At 63.7% G+C, this 20,137-nt stretch carries 19 protein-coding genes; 9 read left to right on the forward strand and 10 right to left on the reverse strand.

The window, feature by feature from the left end:
- Nucleotides 1-57: 57 nt before the first annotated feature.
- A complete protein-coding gene (locus tag ACNAOT_RS06215; protein WP_420180433.1) occupies nt 58-492 on the reverse strand; it encodes a MerR family transcriptional regulator in 435 nt (144 codons plus the stop codon).
- A gap of 154 nt (nt 493-646) precedes the next feature.
- Between ACNAOT_RS06215 and ACNAOT_RS06220 the strand changes: the two genes are divergently transcribed.
- The 4 genes from ACNAOT_RS06220 (at nt 647) to ACNAOT_RS06235 (ending at nt 3,879) form a co-directional block, all read left to right on the forward strand.
- The gene (locus tag ACNAOT_RS06220; protein ID WP_420180434.1) at nt 647-1,069 is read left to right on the forward strand and encodes an Hsp20/alpha crystallin family protein; all 423 of its coding nucleotides are present in this window, start codon (nt 647-649) and stop codon (nt 1,067-1,069) included.
- 225 nt (nt 1,070-1,294) lie between these two features.
- Nucleotides 1,295-1,711: a J domain-containing protein gene (locus ACNAOT_RS06225; protein ID WP_420180435.1), complete on the forward strand. Its 417-nt coding sequence runs from the start codon at nt 1,295-1,297 to the stop codon at nt 1,709-1,711.
- Complete coding sequence (locus tag ACNAOT_RS06230; protein ID WP_179019331.1) at nt 1,708-2,085, forward strand: hypothetical protein; 378 nt, start codon at nt 1,708-1,710, stop codon at nt 2,083-2,085. The genes ACNAOT_RS06225 and ACNAOT_RS06230 overlap by 4 nt, the downstream gene beginning before the upstream one ends.
- 462 nt (nt 2,086-2,547) lie before the next feature.
- Nucleotides 2,548-3,879, forward strand: a complete 1,332-nt coding sequence (locus ACNAOT_RS06235) for a DUF6350 family protein (RefSeq protein WP_178997746.1) — start codon at nt 2,548-2,550, stop codon at nt 3,877-3,879.
- Nucleotides 3,880-3,904: 25 nt separating this feature from the next.
- On the opposite strand, the gene ACNAOT_RS06240 is transcribed toward ACNAOT_RS06235, so the two are convergent.
- Entirely contained in the window at nt 3,905-4,354 is a 450-nt protein-coding gene (locus tag ACNAOT_RS06240) for a hypothetical protein (protein WP_420180436.1), read from the reverse strand.
- Nucleotides 4,355-4,365: 11 nt separating this feature from the next.
- On the opposite strand from ACNAOT_RS06240, the gene purN reads away from it, so the two are divergent.
- Both purN and ACNAOT_RS06250 read left to right on the forward strand, forming a co-directional pair.
- The gene (gene purN, locus ACNAOT_RS06245; RefSeq protein WP_017197778.1) at nt 4,366-4,938 is read left to right on the forward strand and encodes a phosphoribosylglycinamide formyltransferase; all 573 of its coding nucleotides are present in this window, start codon (nt 4,366-4,368) and stop codon (nt 4,936-4,938) included.
- Nucleotides 4,939-5,367: 429 nt separating this feature from the next.
- Nucleotides 5,368-6,003, forward strand: coding sequence for a hypothetical protein (locus tag ACNAOT_RS06250; protein ID WP_420180437.1), 636 nt, complete (start codon nt 5,368-5,370; stop codon nt 6,001-6,003).
- Nucleotides 6,004-6,077: 74 nt separating this feature from the next.
- Here ACNAOT_RS06250 and ACNAOT_RS06255 read toward each other — a convergent pair whose 3' ends face one another.
- From ACNAOT_RS06255 to ACNAOT_RS06265, 3 genes are read right to left on the reverse strand one after another with little or no spacing between them, the layout of a single operon-like run.
- Nucleotides 6,078-7,430, reverse strand: coding sequence for an MFS transporter (locus tag ACNAOT_RS06255; RefSeq protein ID WP_364308242.1), 1,353 nt, complete (start codon nt 7,428-7,430; stop codon nt 6,078-6,080).
- Between the two features lie 51 nt (nt 7,431-7,481).
- Nucleotides 7,482-8,432, reverse strand: coding sequence for an N-acetylmuramic acid 6-phosphate etherase (murQ, locus tag ACNAOT_RS06260; RefSeq protein ID WP_420180438.1), 951 nt, complete (start codon nt 8,430-8,432; stop codon nt 7,482-7,484).
- Complete coding sequence (locus ACNAOT_RS06265) at nt 8,407-9,354, reverse strand: N-acetylglucosamine kinase (RefSeq protein WP_420180439.1); 948 nt, start codon at nt 9,352-9,354, stop codon at nt 8,407-8,409. The genes murQ and ACNAOT_RS06265 overlap by 26 nt, the downstream gene beginning before the upstream one ends.
- A 236-nt stretch (nt 9,355-9,590) precedes the next feature.
- Here ACNAOT_RS06265 and ACNAOT_RS06270 point away from each other — a divergent pair, with 236 nt between their 5' ends.
- Together ACNAOT_RS06270 and purH are read left to right on the forward strand one after the other, a co-directional pair.
- On the forward strand, nt 9,591-10,520 hold the full coding sequence (locus ACNAOT_RS06270; RefSeq protein WP_420180440.1) for an endonuclease domain-containing protein: 930 nt from the start codon (nt 9,591-9,593) through the stop codon (nt 10,518-10,520).
- A 329-nt stretch (nt 10,521-10,849) separates the two neighbouring features.
- Complete coding sequence (purH, locus tag ACNAOT_RS06275; protein WP_420180441.1) at nt 10,850-12,520, forward strand: bifunctional phosphoribosylaminoimidazolecarboxamide formyltransferase/IMP cyclohydrolase; 1,671 nt, start codon at nt 10,850-10,852, stop codon at nt 12,518-12,520.
- Between the two features lie 131 nt (nt 12,521-12,651).
- Here purH and ACNAOT_RS06280 read toward each other — a convergent pair whose 3' ends face one another.
- Entirely contained in the window at nt 12,652-13,761 is a 1,110-nt protein-coding gene (locus ACNAOT_RS06280) for a trypsin-like serine peptidase (protein ID WP_420180442.1), read from the reverse strand.
- Between the two features lie 249 nt (nt 13,762-14,010).
- Between ACNAOT_RS06280 and ACNAOT_RS06285 the strand changes: the two genes are divergently transcribed.
- Nucleotides 14,011-16,230 carry an NADP-dependent isocitrate dehydrogenase gene (locus ACNAOT_RS06285; protein ID WP_420180443.1) on the forward strand — a complete coding sequence of 740 codons (2,220 nt, stop codon included), beginning with the start codon at nt 14,011-14,013 and terminating at the stop codon, nt 16,228-16,230.
- Nucleotides 16,231-16,293: 63 nt separating this feature from the next.
- Here the strand turns inward: ACNAOT_RS06285 and ACNAOT_RS06290 are convergent, their stop codons facing one another.
- From ACNAOT_RS06290 to ACNAOT_RS06305, 4 genes are all read right to left on the reverse strand, one after another.
- Nucleotides 16,294-17,403 carry an FAD-dependent oxidoreductase gene (locus tag ACNAOT_RS06290; protein WP_420180444.1) on the reverse strand — a complete coding sequence of 370 codons (1,110 nt, stop codon included), beginning with the start codon at nt 17,401-17,403 and terminating at the stop codon, nt 16,294-16,296.
- A 155-nt stretch (nt 17,404-17,558) separates the two neighbouring features.
- Nucleotides 17,559-18,413 carry a phosphonate ABC transporter, permease protein PhnE gene (phnE, locus tag ACNAOT_RS06295; protein ID WP_420180445.1) on the reverse strand — a complete coding sequence of 285 codons (855 nt, stop codon included), beginning with the start codon at nt 18,411-18,413 and terminating at the stop codon, nt 17,559-17,561.
- The gene (locus ACNAOT_RS06300) at nt 18,410-19,195 is read right to left on the reverse strand and encodes a phosphonate ABC transporter ATP-binding protein (protein ID WP_091465997.1); all 786 of its coding nucleotides are present in this window, start codon (nt 19,193-19,195) and stop codon (nt 18,410-18,412) included. The genes phnE and ACNAOT_RS06300 overlap by 4 nt, the downstream gene beginning before the upstream one ends.
- Entirely contained in the window at nt 19,195-20,109 is a 915-nt protein-coding gene (locus tag ACNAOT_RS06305; RefSeq protein WP_091465998.1) for a phosphate/phosphite/phosphonate ABC transporter substrate-binding protein, read from the reverse strand. The genes ACNAOT_RS06300 and ACNAOT_RS06305 overlap by 1 nt, the downstream gene beginning before the upstream one ends.
- Between the last annotated feature and the right edge of the window lie 28 nt (nt 20,110-20,137).

Here is a 20,137-nt window from a genome sequence, read left to right on the forward strand (position 1 = left end):
GGGCATTTTTCTTCAGTCCTGCCGATGACAGTCGAACTACACAAAGTCCGGACCAGCTTAGGTTTGCCCTTCACCCCGCGCCCTTTTCAGATCCTTCCGCAACCCACGGTTATCCGCCCGCAGCTCCCGGTTATCGTCAGCCAGCCCCCGGTTGTCCTCCGTCAGCCCCCGGTTCTCCGCTTCCAACTCGAGCACCAGCTTCACCCCGGCCAGGTTCAGCCCCTCGTCCAACAACACCCCGATCCTGCGCAGCGTCGCAAGGTCGCTTTCGCTGTATCGGCGAGTGCCGCCGTCGGTCCTTTCCGGGGTGAGCAGGCCTTTGCGCTCGTACTGCCTGATGTTCTGCTGCCCTGTGCCGACGAGCTCAGCTGCCACCGAGATCGCGTAGACCCCGCGGGAGTCTGAGTCCACACCTGAGCCGCCGTCCGCGCCAGAAGCCGACCCTCCGCCGTCGTACTCTTCAGCGGCAGTCTCAACATCCGAAGCTGCCATCAAAGACCTCCAAAAATCTTCCGGAAAATTACTTGCATCAACTCTCCCACCGGTGCTATAAAAAATCTATACCAGTCAACACAGATTGAGCAGGACTGAGCAGGCTGGTACCTACAACAGAATCAGCATCAAGATCCAAAGGAGTGAGAACCACATGCTGATGCGCACTGACCCGTTCCGCGAATTCGACAGGCTCGCCCAACAGGTTTTTGGCACAACAGCACGCCCGGCCGGAATGCCGATGGATGCATGGCAGGAGGACGGACAATTTGTTGTTGCCTTCGATCTGCCTGGTGTAAGCCCTGATTCAGTTGAGCTGGACGTCGAACGGAACGTCCTTACGGTAAAGGCAGAACGCAAGTCGCCCGCGGGCGAGAACACCGAGATGATCGCCGCCGAGCGCCCACAGGGCGTCTTCAGCCGGCAGCTCATCCTCGGTGACACGTTGGATACCGACGGCGTCCAGGCCAGCTACGACGCCGGGGTGCTCACACTCCGCATCCCCGTCGCCGAGAAGGCCAAGCCGCGCCGCATCGAGATCCAATCCAGTGGGCAGAGGCAGGAAATCAACGCCTAGTCCCGTCCGCCCTGCCGGAAGGCTCACTGGGGGTGGCCAACCGGCAGGGCGCCAGCCGGGAACAACGGAGGCGGCCGCATCGGAATAGTTGGGCGCAGGCTTCGCGCCACGTCACAGCGTTTTTTAGCGCACATGAAAGCGGCCCCCGCCCGTCGTCTCCCGATTGATGGCCCCCGGTTCAGCCGGGGGCCATCTCCAAATCCGCAGCAGGAACCGGAACCAGCAGTGAGCACCCAACCTGACCACTACGCCACTCTTCACGTTTCGCCGGACGCGACCGCCCGCGAGATCAGCCGCGCCTACCGCACGCTGCTTCGGACCCACCACCCGGACACACGCCAAAGGGTCGACGGCGGCGACACCACCTCCGCGGCCGACCTCCAGGAACTGCACGCCATCATGCAGGCGTACGTCGTTTTGTCGGACCCAGGGAAGCGGGTGGCATACGATCGTGCGCGGCTGAGTCCTGACGGTAAGGGCGGATCGGGCGGAACGCCTGTGAAGGTCCGGTTCCATCGGCGCGAACCTACCCCGGGACGAGAGTCTGCCGGCCGCGAAAGGGACCAGTCGCCGCTCGCGTTTGGGCCACCCCGCTGGGAACCTTCACCCCGCAATATGAGATCACCGAGGAGTAATCCATGAGTGCTTGGCGTCCGTACGACGGTCACATCATTCCAGCGTTCTACGAGCGGTTCGAGAAACGCTGGGGGAGAGGGACGGCCCCGTTCCTGGACCCCGAAGTCCACGAACAACCCATGCCACGTGCTCAATGGATCAATCCGGACACCGGGGCTGCCGTCGCCGTGGTCCCCATCTGGACCGACGACCCCGAGCACCGCTCCTTCGGCGTCTTCTACCTGCCGCCGGCCGGGGATATTTGGATGCTCCGCCCAGGGCCAACGACGTTCATGGAACCGAGCGGGGGAGCTAGTGGGGAGCAGGTGACTCTCCGCAATGACGCCTTCAAGAAGGCCGTCAACCATGCCAAGGAGTTCATCTACGGGCCCCAGCTCTGATGGGCGGCGGGGTTGGCGCGTACTAGGCGCCCCGCCGTCGACCATTCCTGACACCCAAATTCCTGAGGGCCGTCGATGTCCATCCGCGCCACCTGGATGTGAGCAGCGGCAGCGGATATGCGTGGCGCAGGTCGGATTGGGCAGCGCGGTGAGGACCCCAAAAAGAAGGCTGGTGCAGCCTCTGGAAAGAATCCCAAGGCGGCTGCACCAGCTGCTAGTACGACTTTCTGTTATGAGTTGTGACACCTATTCATTGGCCGCTCCTAGTTCCCGGCTTCGATTGTTTCCGGGCCTTTCAAATCCTGTGCAGGGCGGGGCGAAGCTGAGGTGGTCGTTGAGGGCTCCGTCCCCGGGAGAACACCTCCCATTTTACGGCGGCCTATGGGAAAAAGCGCTGGAATTCCCTGTATTTCAGGGGTGCCTGCCGGGGGAGTGCTGCCTACCGTGGCACGATAGATCACGATGAAACTGCGCGCTGATCAGACCGGAAACCGTGGCCTCCCGATGCCCCTTTGGCTACAGGGTGGTTTGGAAGCGGCTCAGGCAGCGTTCATTTCAGCCATTGTTGTCATTCTTCCGCTGGTGGGAGTGTGGGCTACCGACGGATTCCAGAACCGGAACGTGGACGCCTTGGCGCGCCTGGCCGGCCAAGCATGGCTGCTGATCCACGGTGTCCCGCTGGAGTTGGCGCACGTCAACCTCGGCACTGCTGCCCAACCCGGTTCGGGTCTACTGTCCCTCATCCCGCTTGGCCTGACACTCATTCCGTTCCTGCTCGCTTGGCGTGCCGGCCGTCGACTCGCCCGGGCGTCGTACACCGACCAACTGTGGCAGGCGTTCCTTGGCGCGTTCGTGGTGTACGCAGCATTCGGGACGGCCACGGGATTCGTGTGCCGCACCCCCGAAGTCGTCATTAACCTGTGGTTCGCCATGACCATACCGCTGATCTCCTTCGGCCTGGGCATGATCGTGGGCGCCCGACGCGAAGCGGGCTCGTGGAGCCGACTGATCGGCGTCGACGCCGTCGCATGGCTCGCAAAGACCAGTCAGCATTCCCGCTGGGCCGGCTCATATGTGGGCTCGGCGTTGAAGGCAGGCTTCGTAGCGGCGATGGCCTCCGTTTGTTTGGCCGCGCTGTTGCTGGCTGTGACCATCGTGTGGCATTGGACGGACATCATTGCCGTCTACGAAGGTCTGCAGGCGGGCGCCATGGGTGGTGCCGTGCTCACCATCGCGCAGCTCGGCTTCCTGCCAAACCTCGTAATTTTCGCCCTGTCCTGGTCCACCGGCGCCGGGTTCTCACTCGGCGTCGGTTCAACAGCGGGTCCGCTGGGTACCGCCGTCGGACCGCTTCCGGCGGTTCCGGTTCTTGGGGCACTTCCCGCGGGACAGCTCGACGCCGGTGCCATGGCCCTGGCGCTTCCCGTCGTCGCCGGCATCCTGGCGGGTTGGTGGTTCCTGCGTGAAGGCGAGAACCATTTCGACGAGTGGCTTTCCATCAAGATCAAAGCCCGCTGGTTCACGGCTACCGCCTCCACCCTGTTCCTGGGCGCGTTCATAGGCATCGTTGCAGGGCTTCTCGGCGGGGCCTTGGCATGGATCGCACGAGGTTCAGCAGGAATTGGACGGCTCACGGAAATCGGACCCCACCCGATGTGGACGGCAGTCTGGCTGGCCGCCGAAGTGGGCATCGGCGTCGTGATTGGCTATGCCGTGGGGCCGTGGCTGGAACGCCGCCAGAAGCTGCGCGAGGCCAACCTCGACGAAGTAGCGTACGACGACGAACACGCCTGAGCGGGCTCGCTCAGATAACCCTGGGCTAGCGCAGCGGCCCCGGCATCGAGTCCTCGAGCTGCGTCAGGCACTGTGTCTTGGCGGATTCCGTCAGCGCCGTGCGTGAGCAGTCCTGGTACGAGCTGACCTGATTGAAGAAGAGCACGGATGTCAGGATCAGCAGGCACATGACGGCCGTGACAACCAGGCCCGAAATCGTTCCGAACAGCATCAGTTTTGGGTGCTTGTGCTTCAACGTCCGCACCAGGACGACGATGCCCAACACCAAAGCTGCGAGCGTGAGGATGGCGCTCAACCACACGTAGTTCACGTTCAGTGAGAACACGAAGAACGCGCCCAAAGCCGCCAAAAGGAAAGCACGGAAGAGGTTCTGGCTCACGCCGAGGGCGGACTTTTCGGCCTCGGAGCGGGGTTGTTGGCTCGGCTTGGAACCGACGTCGGGATTCATGTTTTCCAGCCTACGCGAGCCGCCCATAAGCTAGTGCAATGCGCATTGTTGTCCTCGTCTCCGGTACCGGTTCAAATCTCCAGGCTGTCATTGACGCCGTGAAGTCGGGTGAACTGGACGTCGAGATCGCGGCTGTGGGCGCCGACCGGCCCGATACGTACGGCGTAGAGCGCTCCGACGAGGCTGGTATTGAGACGTTCGTGGTCAACTTCAACTCGTTTGAAACCCGCGCCGAATGGGATTCCGCCTTGCGCGACAAAGTCCTGTCCTACAAGCCGGATGTGGTGGTTTCGTCCGGTTTCATGCGGATCGTGAGCGCCGACTTCATCGACGCTTTCGGCGGCAAGTACGTCAACACCCACCCCGCGCTGCTGCCATCGTTCCCGGGCGCCCACGGAGTGCGCGACGCCATCGCATACGGCGTCAAAGTCACGGGCTGCACAGTCCATTGGGCCGACGCCGGCGTGGACACCGGCCCCATCATCGCGCAGGAAGCCGTTGCCATCCTGCCCGAGGACTCCGAAGAATCCCTGCACGAGCGCATCAAGGTAGTGGAGCGCCGCCTGCTGGTCCAGACCCTGGCGGACCTCGCCGCCGCCCCCACCCCCTGACCCAAGTAGGTCGCATTTAAGCGCGTTTAGACCCCTCAAAACGCGCTGTGCTGCTACTTAGTTTCCGTAGAGCATCTTCCGCCTGTGGATAACGGCGCACGGGTATGGCGATGTTTGTCAGCATGGGGCATGAAGACTCCTCGGCCGATGCCTGAACCACTCTCGTCGCTACCATTCACCTGGCAGGAAGCTGTTGTCGCCGGGATATCTCGACGGCGCTTGAGTCACCACGGTCTGGACTCGCCGAGCCGGGCGATTCGAGTCCCTCGTCTGAAAACAGAACATGCGTTCGCGGACATGGTTCGTCCGGTCACACTGGTCACGCCATTTTCGGCTGCCTCGCATGCCACTGCTTTTCTGCTGTGGGAGTTCCCAGGGTTTCTACCTGGCAGCGATAGACCCGACATCCATATATCGCGGCCATACGCCATGGCCATCCCTCGCCGGCGTGGGGTTGTGGGGCATCGGGGACAGTTCTTCGAGGATGAAATCACCACGTCTAATGGTCTGCTTATCACCAGCCGGGCCCGGACGTGGCTGGATTGCGCGCGGAAGATGGATATTGACGAGATCACGGTTGTGGCCGATCACTTGCTCCGCATTCCCAGGCCGGAATTCGAGGGTCGCAGTGAGCCACACTGCACCATGGATGAGCTCGAAGAAATGCTGGACCGGCACTGGGGGACACCGGGTATTCGGAAGGCCCGCCTCGCTTTGGAGCAAGCCTGCGTGGGGGCCGACTCTGCCCCCGAAACGAGGCTGAGGCTGGCGCTCAAGTGGGCTGGCCTGCCCACAGCGGAAGTGAACGTACGCACGGAGCTAAGTCCCGGCGTCGTACGTCAACCGGATCTCACGTATCGCGAGCAGCGCGTTGGCGTTGAATACGAAGGTGAAGGGCATTCGGATCCGGAACAGATCGTGCGGGACATTGCCCGCGAAGAAGACTTCAGCCGTGCAGGATGGATCCTTGTGAGGATCTCCAAGCGACACATGTCCACCGGCGCGACGACCGCAGTGGCCAAGGTGAGGCGGGCGCTCGAACAACACGGTTGGGCACCCAAGTAGGTCGCATTAGTGCGCGTTTTGAGCGTCCAAAACGCGCACTAATGCGACTCAGTTGGGTACGGGAAGCGGGGCGGTTACTCGAGGACTCGCTGCTTTGTCTCCGGAGCGAAGAACGCCATCCACAGCACGGACAGCAGCACCAGGCCACCAGCCATTGCGAACGACTGCGCCAAGCCGAACTCCGGCCAGAAGAACGAGGCAAACACCAAGGGGCCGAAGCCTGCGCCGATGCGCGAGAACGTCGAAGCCCAGCCGAAACCCGAGCCACGAAGCTCGGTGGGGTACAACTCGGATACATACGCGTAGAGCACAGGAATGGCCACCTGCACCACGAAGCCGAACACCAGCAGCCAGAACACAGCGGCCGACGGCACATCCACCACGATCGCGACGATCACCAGCGTCAGCGCGGACAACGGACCAGTGATGGCGAGGATCCACTTGCGGCCCACGCGCTCCACCAGCAGCGCTGCAACAATGACGCCCAAAAGTCCGACGGCGGCCATGCTCGCCGTGGTGACGAACGCCTTGTACTCCTCGAATCCGGCGCCGATGAGAATCCGGGGCATCCACGTCAGCGACAAGTAATAAACCAACAGAACGCTAAAGAACAGGGCCCAGGCCGCCGTCGTGATTTTCCAGTTGAACTGCCAAATCCGCCGGAGCTGCGTCCACGCGCTGCCGGGGGAGAGGCGTGGCGCGGCCTGTGGTTCGGGCAGGCTGTAGGCGCGCGGCTCTGCACCGGTTGCTTCGACCAGACCATCAATCACCGCAGCCGCCTCAGCACGTCGGCCCGCCCGAATCAGGAACAACGGCGACTCGGGAACCGAACGCCGAACCCAGAAAACGAGCAGCGCCGGCAGCACCATGATCAGCATGGTGAGCCGCCAGTCGCCAAAGGCCGCAACCAGCCCCGCCGAGACGAAACCGCAGAGCGCAGCGCCGATCGGCCACCAACCATCCATGGCCGTGAGCACCTTGCCCCTTTGCTTCCGGGGCGTGAACTCACCCACCAGGGCATAGTCCACAGGGATGCAACCACCCAAGCCGAAGCCGGCCATAAAGCGGAAGATGCAGAACCACACGATGTCAGGGGAGAACGCACCCAGAACTGTGAAGATGCTGAAAATGAGGAGGGTGGCAGTGAACGCCTTTTTACGGCCGATGGTGTCCGCGATGGTGCCCCACGCGAACGCACCCACAGCCATGCCGATCAAGTTGGCAGTGCCGATCCACGCGGCGTCAGCCGGTTGCAGCGACCAGTGCTTGGACAGCAGCGGAATCAGGATGCCGTTGAGCGTGACATCCCAGGCGTCGAACATGAACCCGAGCCCGCCGATCAGGAAAATCCGTCCTTGGACCTTCCACCGCCATGGCAGTTCCTGCACAACTTGTTCGCCGCTGGGCACGGCTGTGTATGTATTCATTTGCCCTCCTGCATGCAACTTTATGCGCTTGGGCTAACCCCGCCGACCGCGTTACTTCTGGTTCTCTATGGCCCTCCGCAGGAAACCGCCGGCTTCTTCCAAAGCACCCTTGGCCTGACCAGCCTCGATGCCTGTCAGGAGGACCAAAATGGCTGCCTTCACGGAACCGCCAACGGAGTCCAGAGCTGCGGCGGCTTCCTGGGCGGACACGCCGGTGGCGTGCTGGACCGTCCTTTGCGAGCGGGCCAGCAGCTTCTCGTTCGTGGCCCGCAGATCCACCATGAGGTTCCCGTAGGTCTTGCCCAGTTTCACCATCACCAACGTGCTGATCATGTTGAGGACGAGTTTCTGCGCCGTGCCCGAGTTCAGCCTGGTGGAGCCCGCGATGAACTCCGGACCCACAACAACCTCGATCGCGGCATCCGCCAGGTGGCTAACGGCCGAGCCCTTGTTGCACGCCAGCGACGCCGTAAACGCGCCCCGCTTCCGCGCTTCTTCCAGCGCGCCGATCACGTAGGGCGTCCGGCCCGAGGCCGTAATACCCACGACGGCGTCGGCTTCAGTCACGTTGATGTCGTGCAAGTCGCGCGCACCGGCAGTCGCGTTGTCCTCGGCATACTCAACCGGTTTCTGGATCGCCTGCACTCCGCCCGCAATAAGTCCGACGACGAGTCCCGGCGGAGTGCCGAACGTCGGCGGACATTCGCTCGCGTCGAGCACACCCAGTCGTCCGGCCGTTCCGGCTCCCACATACAAAAGACGGCCACCGCGCTGAAGCCGCTCCGCAACGGCGTCGACGGTTTGAACAATGGCGGGGCTCGCAGCCTCAACAGCAGCGTGTACTCCTGCACTGTGCGCAAGCATCGCCGCAACCAGTTCTTCGGTGCCCAGGATGTCCAGGTTCTCCAAACCCTCTGCCGTGGCCTCGGTCTGCAATCCGGCCAGCTCCGTGCGCAGGCCCTCTAGTTTGTCGGCGTTAGTCGGGCCAGTTTGTTCCGTCACGGTGGATGTACCTTTCCTGGATGAGCCCGCGGCGTGTCGCAGCGAGGGCAGCACCGTCCAAACCATCGCCCAGCGGTGCAACCACCTCAATCCCAGCCGAAGCAAGGGACTTCCGCAAGAGCGCCGCGAAGAAGTCCGAACCCACCACTCCGCCCAGCAACGCCACACGGGTTGTGCTGCCGTTGTCGCCGCTGGATGCGAGCCCCACGGTACGGGTCAGGATGCGGCAGGCCTCACCGATAATGCCATGTGCGACGGCGTCACCCGCCTCCGCTGCGTGCAGAACCAGCGGCGCGAAACGGGCCATCGCCCGGTAGGGGTTCTCGTTGGCGGCGAGCCACCCCGGGAGCATGTCCGGTGACTCCACCAGAGCGCCGGCCGCAGCTGACAACGACGTAGCCGGGCCGCCGTCGTGCGCTTCAAGAACTGCCTGAAGACCCTGCTGGCCAATCCATCTTCCGCTGCCACGATCACCCAGATAGGGCCCCCAGCCGTCGGCCCGGTGCAGGACGCCGGTTTCGTCGAAGCGGAAGGCCACGGCACCCGTGCCCACGATGAGCGTGGTGCCGGGGGCGCCTTGAAGTGCCCCAAGCTGGGCGGCGGTGGCGTCGGAGAGGACGGCTGCGGGGACACTGAACCGTTGGGACAACATGGTGGCGAGCTCCTGCGATTTCTCGGCGGAGGCTTCAACACCGGCAACCGCGGCGCCGATACCCGTCAACGTGCTGACGGGGAGACCGGGCGGCAACTGGCTGACCGTTTCGAGCAGGAGTTCGAACGCGAGGGTGGGTCCGTTGTCCACGTGTACTCCGGGGAAGCCGTGCTGGTCGGCGGCGCCCAGCAGATCATTACCGCTGCGCAACTCCACGCGGCAGCGGCTCTTCCCAACATCGGCAACGAGAACAACCTCGGTGGCTTCCATGGCTCAACCCTATGTTGCGGGGCCTGCTCTGCGCGGTAAACCCGGGAAATGGGGTGCAGAGCGGGCCTCGCAACGCCTGGACCCTGCGTTGTGAGGCCAGTTCTGCAGGGTATTGGGTGTGCTTTGCGTGCAGAGCGGGCCTCGCAAGTTCTGTGGAGGAATAGTCGCAGCGTCCTTCAGGGGCCAAATCTGTGGATAACGCAACGCTGCTGGCCGTTTCCGGCGAGCATGGTCCAATGCGGAAACCTATGCCTTTGCCGTCGGAGATCAACCCGGAAGGCTTCCTTGTCAGCGACGCCTACGCGGCCGGCGTGCCACGCGGGAGGCTGCAAGCGGCAGGCCTCATCACACCCAGCCGGGGAATCCGGCTTGACCGGAGCGATAGCCCCAACGTGGCGCTACTTGCACGGCTGCACACGGCCGTCACTCCCCGTTGTGCGGTCAGCCATGTGACCGCTGCGCTCCTCTGGTCGATCCCCCTTCCGATATATCTCGAGGAGGAGGGCAACAACGGCGTTATTCACGTGACGCGACGACACGAGATCGGGCGGGTCAAACGTCGCGGCGTGGTCGGGCATCGAGCACCGTTGCTGGCCCGAGACGTTCGTGCAGTGAACGGGGTGCAACTGACGTCGCCCGAGTGGACCTGGATGGATTTGGCCCGGCACATGGGGCGGTCTTCGCTCGTGGCGGCCGGCGACTTTCTGTTGGCTCGGGAGAATCCGCTGTCTTCGATCGAGGCAATCCAGGAAGTCATTGACCGGCGCCCGAAGGTCAAAGGAATCAGGATGGCCCGGGAGATACTGCCGTTGCTGCGCGTGGGAGTGGACTCTCCTCAGGAATCCCGGCTGCGGTTGAAAATCGTCGACGCCGGGCTGCCGGAGCCAGCGGTCACGCACCCCGTCTTCGATGAACAAGGCAGGTACGTATCCACGCCGGACCTCCAATACAAGGAGTACAAAATTGCCATGGAGTATGAGGGGGATCATCATCGATCCGACCCGGTGCAGTGGGGTAAGGACATCGAACGCGACGATCGGCTTCGAGCCATGGGGTGGATCGTGCTGAAGTTCTCGGATGTTCAGATGAAAGGTGGATGGGCCAACGCCGAACGTAAGGTGCGCGATGCGTTGGTGTCGCGCGGGTGGCGAGGGCCGGCGTCGTAAGAGGTGGGTTTGTGGGGCCTGGTGTGCAGGGTATGGGGCTGGTTTTGGGTGCTGAGTGGGCCTCGCAACGCAGGGGTGGGTATGTGGGGCCTGGTGTGCAGGGTGTGGGGCTCGCTATGGGTGCAGAGTGGGCCTCGCAACGGGCGGGGTGGGTTTGTGGGGCCTGGTGTGCAGGGTGTGGGGCTCGCTATGGGTGTAGAGCGGGCCTCGCAACGCAGGGGGTGCCAAGACGCAAAACGGGACCAACCACGAAACACGATAAACTCTCCGTATCCCCACCACCCGCTAAACCACCCGCGACATCTACGCGAACTAAGACGGAGACTTTTGTGAGCTTGACGCAGCTTGACCGTGTTCCCATCCGCCGTGCACTGATCTCGGTTTACGACAAGACGGGACTGGAGGAGCTCGCGAAGGGCCTGCATGCAGCGGGCGTCGCCATTGTTTCCACCGGCTCCACCGCCAAGAAGATCGCCGCCGCAGGCATCCCGGTCAAGGAAGTCGAAGAAGTCACCGGCTCCCCGGAAATGCTGGACGGCCGCGTCAAGACCCTGCACCCGCGCGTGCACGGCGGCATCCTGGCCGACCGTCGCGTCCCGGCACACATGGACACCCTCGCGGGCATGGAGATCGAGACCTTCGACCTCGTTGTGGTGAACCTTTACCCGTTCGTCGAGACCGTGAAGTCCGGCGCAGCGCAGGATGATGTCGTGGAGCAGATCGACATCGGAGGCCCCGCGATGGTGCGTTCGGCCGCGAAGAACCACGCCGCCGTCGCCATTGTCACGGACCCGAACTTCTACGGCGCAGTAGTCGACGCCGCAGCACACGGCGGGTTCGACCTGAACACCCGTCGCCGCCTGGCTGCCAAGGCCTTCGCGCACACGGCCAGCTACGACACCGCTGTTGCGACGTGGACTGCCAGCCAGTTCCTGGACGAAGACGGCGACGGCATCATCGACTGGCCCGCCTACGCAGGCCTGTCCTTGGAACGCTCCGAGGTCCTCCGCTACGGCGAAAACCCGCACCAGCAGGCCGCGCTCTACGTGGACAAGGCTGCTCCGGCCGGCATCGCCCAGGCTGACCAGTTGCACGGCAAGGCCATGAGCTACAACAACTTCGTCGACGCCGATGCTGCCCTCCGCGCTGCCTTCGACTTCGCTGAGCCCGCTGTGGCGATCATCAAGCACGCCAACCCGTGTGGTGTCGCTGTTGGTTCCGCCGATGCTGCGGACCCGATCGCCGACGCCCACGCCAAGGCCCACGCCTGCGATCCCGTCTCCGCTTTCGGTGGCGTTATCGCTGCGAACCGCACGGTCACGGCCAGCATGGCCCGCACGGTTGCCGACATCTTCACCGAGGTTGTCATCGCCCCGGACTTCGAGCCCGAAGCCGTGGAGATCCTCTCCAAGAAGAAGAACATCCGCCTCCTCGCCCTTCCCGAGGGCTACGGCCGCTACCCCTCCGAGATGCGCCAGGTTTCCGGTGGCGTCCTGGTCCAGATGAGCGACAAGGTAGACGCCGACGGCGACAACCCCGCCAACTGGACCCTCGCTGCCGGCGAAGCCGCCGACGAAGCAACGCTCGCGGACCTCGCCTTCGCCTGGACTGCCTGCCGCGCTGCCAAGTCCAACGCCATCCTCATCGCCAACCACGGTGCAGCCGTGGGCATCGGCATGGGCCAGGTCAACCGCCTGGACTCCTGCCGCCTGGCCGTCGAGCGAGCCAACACGCTGGGCGTGACGGTGGAGTCCGACGTCGAAGGTGCCGGCGGTGCGTCCAACACCAGCGGTGGCGACGCACCTGAGCGCGCTCGCGGGGCCGTTGCATCCTCGGACGCGTTCTTCCCGTTCGCTGATGGGCTGCAGATCCTGATCGACGCCGGTGTCCGCGCCGTCGTCCAGCCGGGCGGATCCGTCCGCGACGAGGAAGTCATTGCCGCAGCCAATGCTGCCGGCATCACGATGTACTTCACGGGCGCACGCCACTTCTTCCACTAGAAGCACTGGGCCGCAGGCCCAGCAGCACGGAAAAAAGCAACACAACGCAACGGCGGCCGCCCCCGGAAGGGGACGGCCGCCGTCATGCTTAACACGTACTTAACAGGGACGTGCCAGATACATCAGAAGCGCTACGAAGCCGCCGCAGCAGTGTTGTACGTGGACTGGATGACGGTGCCCCAGTACGGGCCGTACATGGTGGTGGAGTTGCTGCCGTATCCGTAGCTGTTCACGGAGTTCTGGTAGCCGGTGGAGCTGGTGCCGATGAACCACGGGCCGCCCGAGGATCCACCGGTCATGTTGCAGGGGATTCCCTGGCTGTTGAACTGCGGGTTGTAGGGATCGTTGGTGGCCTTGCCGGAGCAGCTCTTGAGCGATTCACCGTTGAAGGGCGAGCCTGCCGGATAGCCGAAGGCCTTGTAGCTCAGGCCGCGGGCTGCGTTGAACTGGACGCCGGAGGAACCTACGACGTCGGCGAGGCGCTGGCCGTTGAGGGTGTTCATGACGGCGAACGCGGTGTCGTACTGCATGTTGCCGTTGGAAGCCCACTGCGTGGGGGCGTACAGCGCCTTTGCCGTCCACTTCCCGTAGGGTGCAGCACCGTTGAGGTAGGCGGGAACGAAGACGAAGTTGGTGGCGTAGGCGCCCGGGCCTTCGTTGAGGCAGTGTCCGGCGGTGGACACGGTGCTCTTGTTGGTTGCGGTGACGGAGTTGCCTGAGCAGACGTAGTTGGAGCCGCCAAGGGTGAAGAAGATCTTGCCGATGTGCTTGACCGGCGTCTCGCTCTGGTTCACTTTGCGGTCGATGGTCTTGGAATCGGGTGCTGCCTGCTGGCCTGCGATACTGCTGGGGGCGCCCGGGGCTTCAGTGACCGGGGCTTTGCCGAGGTTGAGGAGCTTGCCGCGTTCCAGTGCTTTGGCGGCAAGGATTTCGCCGGACTTGGCATTCTTCATGCGTTCCGGCGTCCAGTAGTCTGCAGCGCCGGCGTCCGACACTACATGGCTGCTGACCGCAGCGCCGCTGGAGTCTGTGGTGTTTACCGGAGCCGCATTTGCGCTGGTGGTTCCAACCAGCGCCAGGATTGCGGCAGCGGACAGACTCAGCAGGCTTGTGGCCAGGGTCTTGGTTTTTGTCACGTTGTTCCTACCTATCGAGGGAGTGAGGCGGTCAGTGATGGCGACCGCCGACTGACGGAATTGAAGGTATCGAACGTATGACAAGTTTGTAAAGAGATGTTTCATAGTTTGTGATAATTTGCTGTCACTTCCAGTTGAGGCTAGGTGGGCCATGCTTGCGCGCCCGGATTCCGAAGGCAGAAGCAGCGTTCGACGACGGCGGGCAGCAGCGGCGGCCGGGTCGCCGTCGGGTGTTGGTCCTTGTTGTGAGCGGTAACGCAGAGAGTGATCCCGGACACGAAGGGCCGTCAAAACGGTCTACTCGGGTAAGTTAGAGATGTTGAAATCTGCAGACTTTCAGGGAGAACCCCGCCAATGGCCAAGATTATCTATACCCACACAGACGAAGCGCCGATGCTGGCAACTTACTCATTCCTGCCGATCGTTGAAGCGTATGCCTCGACCGCAGGAGTAGAGGTGGAGACCCGCGATATTTCGCTCGCCGGCCGCATCATCGCCGTCTTCGGTGATTTCCTGACAGAAGAACAGCGCACGGGCAACGCACTTGCTGAGCTTGGTGAACTGGCAAAGCAGCCGGAAGCCAACATCATCAAGCTGCCCAACATCAGCGCCTCCGTGCCGCAGCTCAAGGCTGCCATCGCCGAGCTCCAGGCCCAGGGCTACGCCCTCCCGGACTACCCGGACAACCCCTCATCGGACACCGAGACGGACATCCGCTCGCGCTACGACAAGATCAAGGGCTCCGCTGTGAACCCGGTGCTGCGTGAGGGCAACTCGGATCGCCGCGCACCCCTGTCGGTGAAGAACTACGCCCGCCAGAACCCGCACTCCATGGGTGCCTGGACTGCTGAGTCCAAGACCAACGTTGCCACCATGGGCGAGAACGACTTCCGCTCCAACGAGAAGTCCGTTGTCCTGAAGGCTGACGATTCCCTGACCATCCAGCTGGTGCGCGAAGACGGCACCACCAAGGTCCTGAAGAAGGACTTCCCTGTCCTGGCCGGCGAAGTTGTGGACGCTACCGTCCTCCGCGCCGACGCCCTGGACGAGTTCCTCAAGGCACAGGTTGTCCGCGCCAAGGAAGAGGGCATCCTCTTCTCCGCACACCTGAAGGCCACCATGATGAAGGTCTCGGACCCCATCATCTTCGGCCACGTGGTCAAGGCTTACTTCTCCGAGCTGTTCGACACCTATGGCAAGCAGCTCGCAGCCGCAGGCATCAGCCCCAACAACGGCCTCGCAGCCATCCTCAGCGGCTTGGAAGACCTGCCCGAGGACGTCCGTGAAGGCGTCAAGGCAGCCATCACCAAGGGCCTCGAAGACGGCCCGGCGCTGGCCATGGTCGATTCCGACAAGGGCATCACCAGCCTGCACGTCCCGTCGGACATCATCGTTGACGCATCCATGCCTGCCATGATCCGTTCCTCCGGCCACATGTGGGGCCCGGACGGCAAGGAAGCCGACACCCTGGCTGTTATCCCGGACAGCTCCTACGCCGGGATCTACCAGGTTGTGCTGGACGACTGCCGCGCGAACGGTGCTTTCGATCCCACCACCATGGGCACTGTTCCCAACGTGGGCCTCATGGCACAGGCGGCCGAAGAATACGGCAGCCACGACAAGACCTTCGAGATCCAGGCAGCCGGCACCGTGCAGCTCGTGGACAGCAAGGGCAACGTCCTCACCGAGCACCAGGTCTTCCCCGGTGACATCTGGCGCGCATGCCAGACCAAGGACGTCCCGGTCCGCGACTGGGTCAAGCTGGCCGTCACCCGTGCCCGCGCTTCCCAGACCCCGGCTGTGTTCTGGCTGGACGAGACCCGCGCACACGACGCCAACCTCATCGCCAAGGTCAACGAGTACCTCAAGGAACACGACACCGAGGGCCTGGAAATCAAGATCCTTTCCCCGGTTGAGGCCACGGCCTTCACCCTGGAGCGCATCCGAAAGGGCGAGGACACCATCTCCGTCACGGGTAACGTCCTCCGCGATTACCTCACGGACCTGTTCCCGATCCTCGAGCTCGGCACCAGCGCCAAGATGCTCTCCATCGTTCCGCTGATCAACGGTGGCGGCCTGTTCGAGACCGGTGCCGGTGGCTCCGCTCCCAAGCACGTCCAGCAGCTGGTCAAGGAAAACCACCTCCGCTGGGACAGCCTCGGCGAGTTCCTCGCCCTGGCTGTGAGCTTCGAGCACCTTGCCACCACCACGGGTAACGCCCGCGCACAGGTCCTGGCTGACACGCTGGACCGCGCCACAGGTACGTTCCTGCTGGAGAACAAGTCCCCGCGCCGCAGCGTCGGCGAGCTGGACAACCGCGGAAGCCACTTCTACCTGGCCACGTACTGGGCCCAGGAACTGGCCAAGCAGACCGAGGATGCCGAGTTGGCCAAGGACTTCGCGGCAATCGCCGAAGCCCTGACCTCCAACGAAGAGGCAATCGTCGGCGAGCTTGCCGCAGTCCAGGGTCCCGGCGTCGACCTTGGCGGTTACTACCGTCCGGACGCTGCCAAGGCCGCTGAGATCATGCGCCCGTCGGCTACGTTCAACAAGGTCCTCGCGACCCTGAAGTAGTCCTGGCATAACGCAACCGGCCCGCAGGCATTGCCTGCGGGCCGGTTGCTTTTAAACGAGGATTCAGCGTTCCGCGTGGAACCGCTCAGGTGCCACACCGCCGTCGACGATGTCCTTCAGCACCCGGCCAATGGCGGGCGTGAACTTGAAACCGTGACCCGAGAAACCAGCGCCCACCACCAGCGGACCGAAGTGGTCCAGCACGAAGTCCTCGTTGGGCGTGGTGGTGTAGGTGCAGCTGATGGGAACCGCGGTGGAAGGGTCGACGCCGGGAAGCCACTCTTCTGCGTACCGCACCAAAGCTTCCATCTGGTGGGGGATGGGCTCGAACGTGCGCTCGTCCGGATCCATGACCGGGCCGACTCCGTGCCAGCCCGCCTTGACGCCTTCGCCGGGGGTGAGCATCCCGTAGACGGGGCTGTACCAGTACTCGTAGGCTTCGTTGTTGGGATCGGGGTCCGGGCTGTGGTTGAAGCTCGGCCACACCAGCGTGTTATCCCTGGGCGTGAAGTGGGCCGGCTGCTCCTGGGTTACCACCAAGGGCGGAAGATCCGTGAGCTTGCCGATGAGTTTCGGAGTCCAAGCACCGGCGGTGACCACCACGCGCCTGGCCGTGTACTCCGTTTCCTCCGTTACCACCACCGCTGATTCGCCGCCCGTGACACGGATGTCCTTGACCGGCGTCGAGTATTTGAAAACGGCACCGTGGGCTTCAGCTGATTTCCGTAGTGCCGTCAGGGCGTCAGCCGCACGGATCCGGCCCGAGCCCGGCACGAAGAGGACATCGGTGGCGAAGTTCATCCCGAGCCATCGGTTAGCGGCTTCGTCGGGGGAGATGAAGTAGCTTTCGATGCCCCTGGCCTCGTGTGCCTCCCGGACCTGTTGCAGTAGGGGGACATTTCCGTGGTTCACAAGCCCCACCATGTCCAGGAGTGGTGCGCCATGCTCTGCCGCGAGCTCGTCCCAGAGGATTTTCGATTCGGCGAGGAGGTCCAGGTAGTCGGCCTCTGCGTAGGCGGTGTTGAAGTTGCGGGTGGCGCCGTGGGATGCGCCGATGTGGTGTCCGGCCTCGAACTGCTCCAACAGAACCACCGAGCGACCCGCCCGGGCGAGTTGCCACGCGGCAGCCGATCCCATGGCTCCTCCGCCAACGACTACAACGTCAACCTGCATGCCTGCTCCATCCACCGTCGGCCCTCTTGAAAACGCGACCCCCAAAGAGGGCCACCTCCCATTCTGCCCTCACTCACCCAACTAAGTCGCAGCACTGCGCGTTTTGAGGGGCCAAAACGCGCTCAACTGCGACTCAGTTGGGCCAGGCGGGTGGGTTAGGCGGCCAGGCGCCTGCGGATCCACGCGGAGAACTGGTCCACGACGATGATCAGCGCCAGCACAATCAGGATGTGCGTGAGCATGGAGTCGAACTGGAACGACTTGATGGACTGGTTGATCAGCAGCCCGATGCCTCCGGCGCCCACCAGGCCAAGGACCAGCGAGGACCGTACGTTGACGTCGAAGCGGTAGAGCAGCAGGCCCACGAACTGCGGGACCACCATGGGCAGCGTTGCGTTGGCCACCTGCTGGATCCGGTTTGCTCCTGCGGTCCGGAGCGCTTCCTGGGGGCCGGCGTCGATTTCCTCCATTGACTCCGCCCACAGCTTCCCCATGACACCCGTGTTGTGGCAGATCAGCGCGAGCACACCCGCGAACGGACCAAGTCCGACGGCGGTGACGAAGATCAGCGCGAACACGATGTCCGGCACGGCGCGGAAGAAGGACAGGATGGCGCGCGCAGCCTGGTACACAAGCCGGTGCGGGCTGGTGTTCTCGGCGGCCAGCGCCGCAAGCAGCAGGGCGAACGGCACGGACAACGTGGTCCCCAAAAGCCCGATCCACAGGGTCACCAGCGTGGCTTCGAGGCCGGGCTTGAGCGTCTTCTCCCAGCTGAGGTCCGGCGGGAAGGCGTCGCCGATGAACGCAGCCATGCCCTTCCAGCCATCCACCAACAGCTCGGGTTTGAAGTCCGTCCCCTCGATGGCCACGGCGTGAAGTCCGACGACGGCGGTCGCCACTGCCGCCGTCGTGATCCACCGCAGCGGCTTCTTCGGGCGGACCAGTGCCACTCGGGTTTTGCTTGGGGAGTCCCGGCGCGCCCCTGCCGGGGTCAAGGTGTGGGGTGTCATGCTGCCTGGGTCCTGTCTGAAACGATCGTGTCTGGAACGATCCTGTCCGGGGCGTACAAGGTGTCGAGGTGCTCCGCCGTGATCTCCGTGGAGGGGAGGTCGAAGGTCATGGAGCCCCGGAGCAGGCCGATGGACCTGTCCGCGTACCGCAGTGCGAGGTCGGGTTGGTGCAGCACGGCGGCCACGGCCAGCCCTTCGGAATGCGCGAGTTCACGCAGCAGCGCCATGACCTGCTCGGCGGCGTGCGGATCCAGGGCGGACACGGGCTCATCGGCGAGTACGACGTCGGCCCGCTGGCAAAGTGCCCGGGCGACGGCGACGCGCTGCTGCTGTCCGCCGGACAAACGGCCCACACGGTCGAAAGCACGGTCGGCCAGGCCGACCCGGTCCAGGCAGTCGAGGGCTTCCTGCTGAACGTCGGCCGGGAACAGCAACGGACTGAGTGACCGGACAGTGGGGATCCGCGACAGGGCGCCGGCGCAGACGTTATCCAAGGCGGTACGGCGGGGGACCAAGTGGATCTTCTGGAAAATCATGGCCATCCGCTGGCGCGCCTGCTGCAACTCACGGCCCTGCAGGGAATCCAGCGCATTCCCGGAAATGCTGATGCTGCCGGAATCCGGGGAAGTGATGCCCATGACGCAGCGCAGCGTGGTGGACTTGCCGGAGCCGTTGGCGCCCAGGAAGGCCACCAGCTCACCGGCTGCAACTGAGAAGTCGACACCCTCCAGGACGGTCCGCCCGTTGAAGGACTTACGCAAACCCTGGACAGAAAGGAGCATTACAGATCCTTCTCGGTCAGGCCCATGGTCTCGGCGAGCTCAAACAATGGCGTGTAGTTATCTTTGGTGACCTCAAGCAAGGGGCCCGGAGGGGTGACGTCCAGGAACTCGCCCACTTTGGCTACATCGGCGGGATCAAGGCTCAGGAACGCGTCCTTCACGGCGGCCTTGAACGCGGGATCGGCGTCGCCGCGAACGGTGATGGGGTCATTGGGGATGGGGTTCGACGTCCACACCTGGCGGAAGTTGTCCGCAGTGAACGTGCCTGCGGCGATGGCTGTGGCCAGCGTCTGGGAGTTGATCTGGGCTGCGTCCACTTTGCCGTTGGTGAGCGCCAGCAGTGCTTCAGGATGACCGCCGGTGTAGTCCATCTTGATGTCGGCATCGGCGATTCCGGCTTCACGGAGGCCGAAACGGGGCAGTACGTCGCCCGAGGTTGAGCCGACACTGCCCAGGGCGAGGGACTTGCCCTTCAGGTCTCCAATGGCCTGGATGGGGCTGTCCTTGGGAACCCAGATCCCCGCGGTGTAGGTGCTGAGTTCCTTCTCGGCAGTGCCGAAGGAGACCAGCGGCTCGGCGCCGGCCTTGGCGTCCGCGAACACGTAGCCCAGGGGACCGAACTGGCCCAGGTCCAGCTTGCCGTTGCGCATGGCCAGGACCTCGGCCGCATAGTCTTCAACCACCTGGACGCTCACCGGGCATTCAAGCTTCTTGGACAGGGCGGCCGCCAGGACATCGTAGGCCGGCTTCAACTTGGCGGGATCCTCGTAGGGTTCGATGCCGAACTTGATCTCGCCGTTGGGGCAGGTGGCCTTGGTAGCTTCGGGGGAGGACTGTGCCGAGCCGCCGCAGGCAGTGAGCGCCAGAACGGTGGCGAGGGCAAGCGCGGAACCGGTGAGGAGCGTGGTTTTCATGGGGATCCTTATGCGAAGGGGATTGAGA

Source organism: Paenarthrobacter sp. TA1.8 (genome assembly GCF_048595705.1).
Lineage (GTDB): Bacteria > Actinomycetota > Actinomycetes > Actinomycetales > Micrococcaceae > Arthrobacter > Arthrobacter nitroguajacolicus.

What these genes read in the sequence shown, in the direction of transcription:
- ACNAOT_RS06215 (WP_420180433.1), bottom strand. Translation starts at nt 492, where the DNA reads ATGGCAGCTTCGGATGTTGAGACTGCCGCTGAAGAGTACGACGGCGGA.
- ACNAOT_RS06220 (WP_420180434.1), top strand. Translation starts at nt 647, where the DNA reads ATGCTGATGCGCACTGACCCGTTCCGCGAATTCGACAGGCTCGCCCAA.
- ACNAOT_RS06230 (WP_179019331.1), top strand. Translation starts at nt 1,708, where the DNA reads ATGAGTGCTTGGCGTCCGTACGACGGTCACATCATTCCAGCGTTCTAC.
- ACNAOT_RS06235 (WP_178997746.1), top strand. Translation starts at nt 2,548, where the DNA reads ATGAAACTGCGCGCTGATCAGACCGGAAACCGTGGCCTCCCGATGCCC.
- ACNAOT_RS06240 (WP_420180436.1), bottom strand. Translation starts at nt 4,354, where the DNA reads ATGGGCGGCTCGCGTAGGCTGGAAAACATGAATCCCGACGTCGGTTCC.
- purN (WP_017197778.1), top strand. Translation starts at nt 4,366, where the DNA reads ATGCGCATTGTTGTCCTCGTCTCCGGTACCGGTTCAAATCTCCAGGCT.
- ACNAOT_RS06250 (WP_420180437.1), top strand. Translation starts at nt 5,368, where the DNA reads ATGGCCATCCCTCGCCGGCGTGGGGTTGTGGGGCATCGGGGACAGTTC.
- ACNAOT_RS06255 (WP_364308242.1), bottom strand. Translation starts at nt 7,430, where the DNA reads ATGAATACATACACAGCCGTGCCCAGCGGCGAACAAGTTGTGCAGGAA.
- ACNAOT_RS06265 (WP_420180439.1), bottom strand. Translation starts at nt 9,354, where the DNA reads ATGGAAGCCACCGAGGTTGTTCTCGTTGCCGATGTTGGGAAGAGCCGC.
- ACNAOT_RS06270 (WP_420180440.1), top strand. Translation starts at nt 9,591, where the DNA reads ATGCGGAAACCTATGCCTTTGCCGTCGGAGATCAACCCGGAAGGCTTC.
- ACNAOT_RS06280 (WP_420180442.1), bottom strand. Translation starts at nt 13,761, where the DNA reads ATGAAACATCTCTTTACAAACTTGTCATACGTTCGATACCTTCAATTC.
- ACNAOT_RS06285 (WP_420180443.1), top strand. Translation starts at nt 14,011, where the DNA reads ATGGCCAAGATTATCTATACCCACACAGACGAAGCGCCGATGCTGGCA.
- ACNAOT_RS06290 (WP_420180444.1), bottom strand. Translation starts at nt 17,403, where the DNA reads ATGCAGGTTGACGTTGTAGTCGTTGGCGGAGGAGCCATGGGATCGGCT.
- phnE (WP_420180445.1), bottom strand. Translation starts at nt 18,413, where the DNA reads ATGACACCCCACACCTTGACCCCGGCAGGGGCGCGCCGGGACTCCCCA.
- ACNAOT_RS06300 (WP_091465997.1), bottom strand. Translation starts at nt 19,195, where the DNA reads ATGCTCCTTTCTGTCCAGGGTTTGCGTAAGTCCTTCAACGGGCGGACC.
- ACNAOT_RS06305 (WP_091465998.1), bottom strand. Translation starts at nt 20,109, where the DNA reads ATGAAAACCACGCTCCTCACCGGTTCCGCGCTTGCCCTCGCCACCGTT.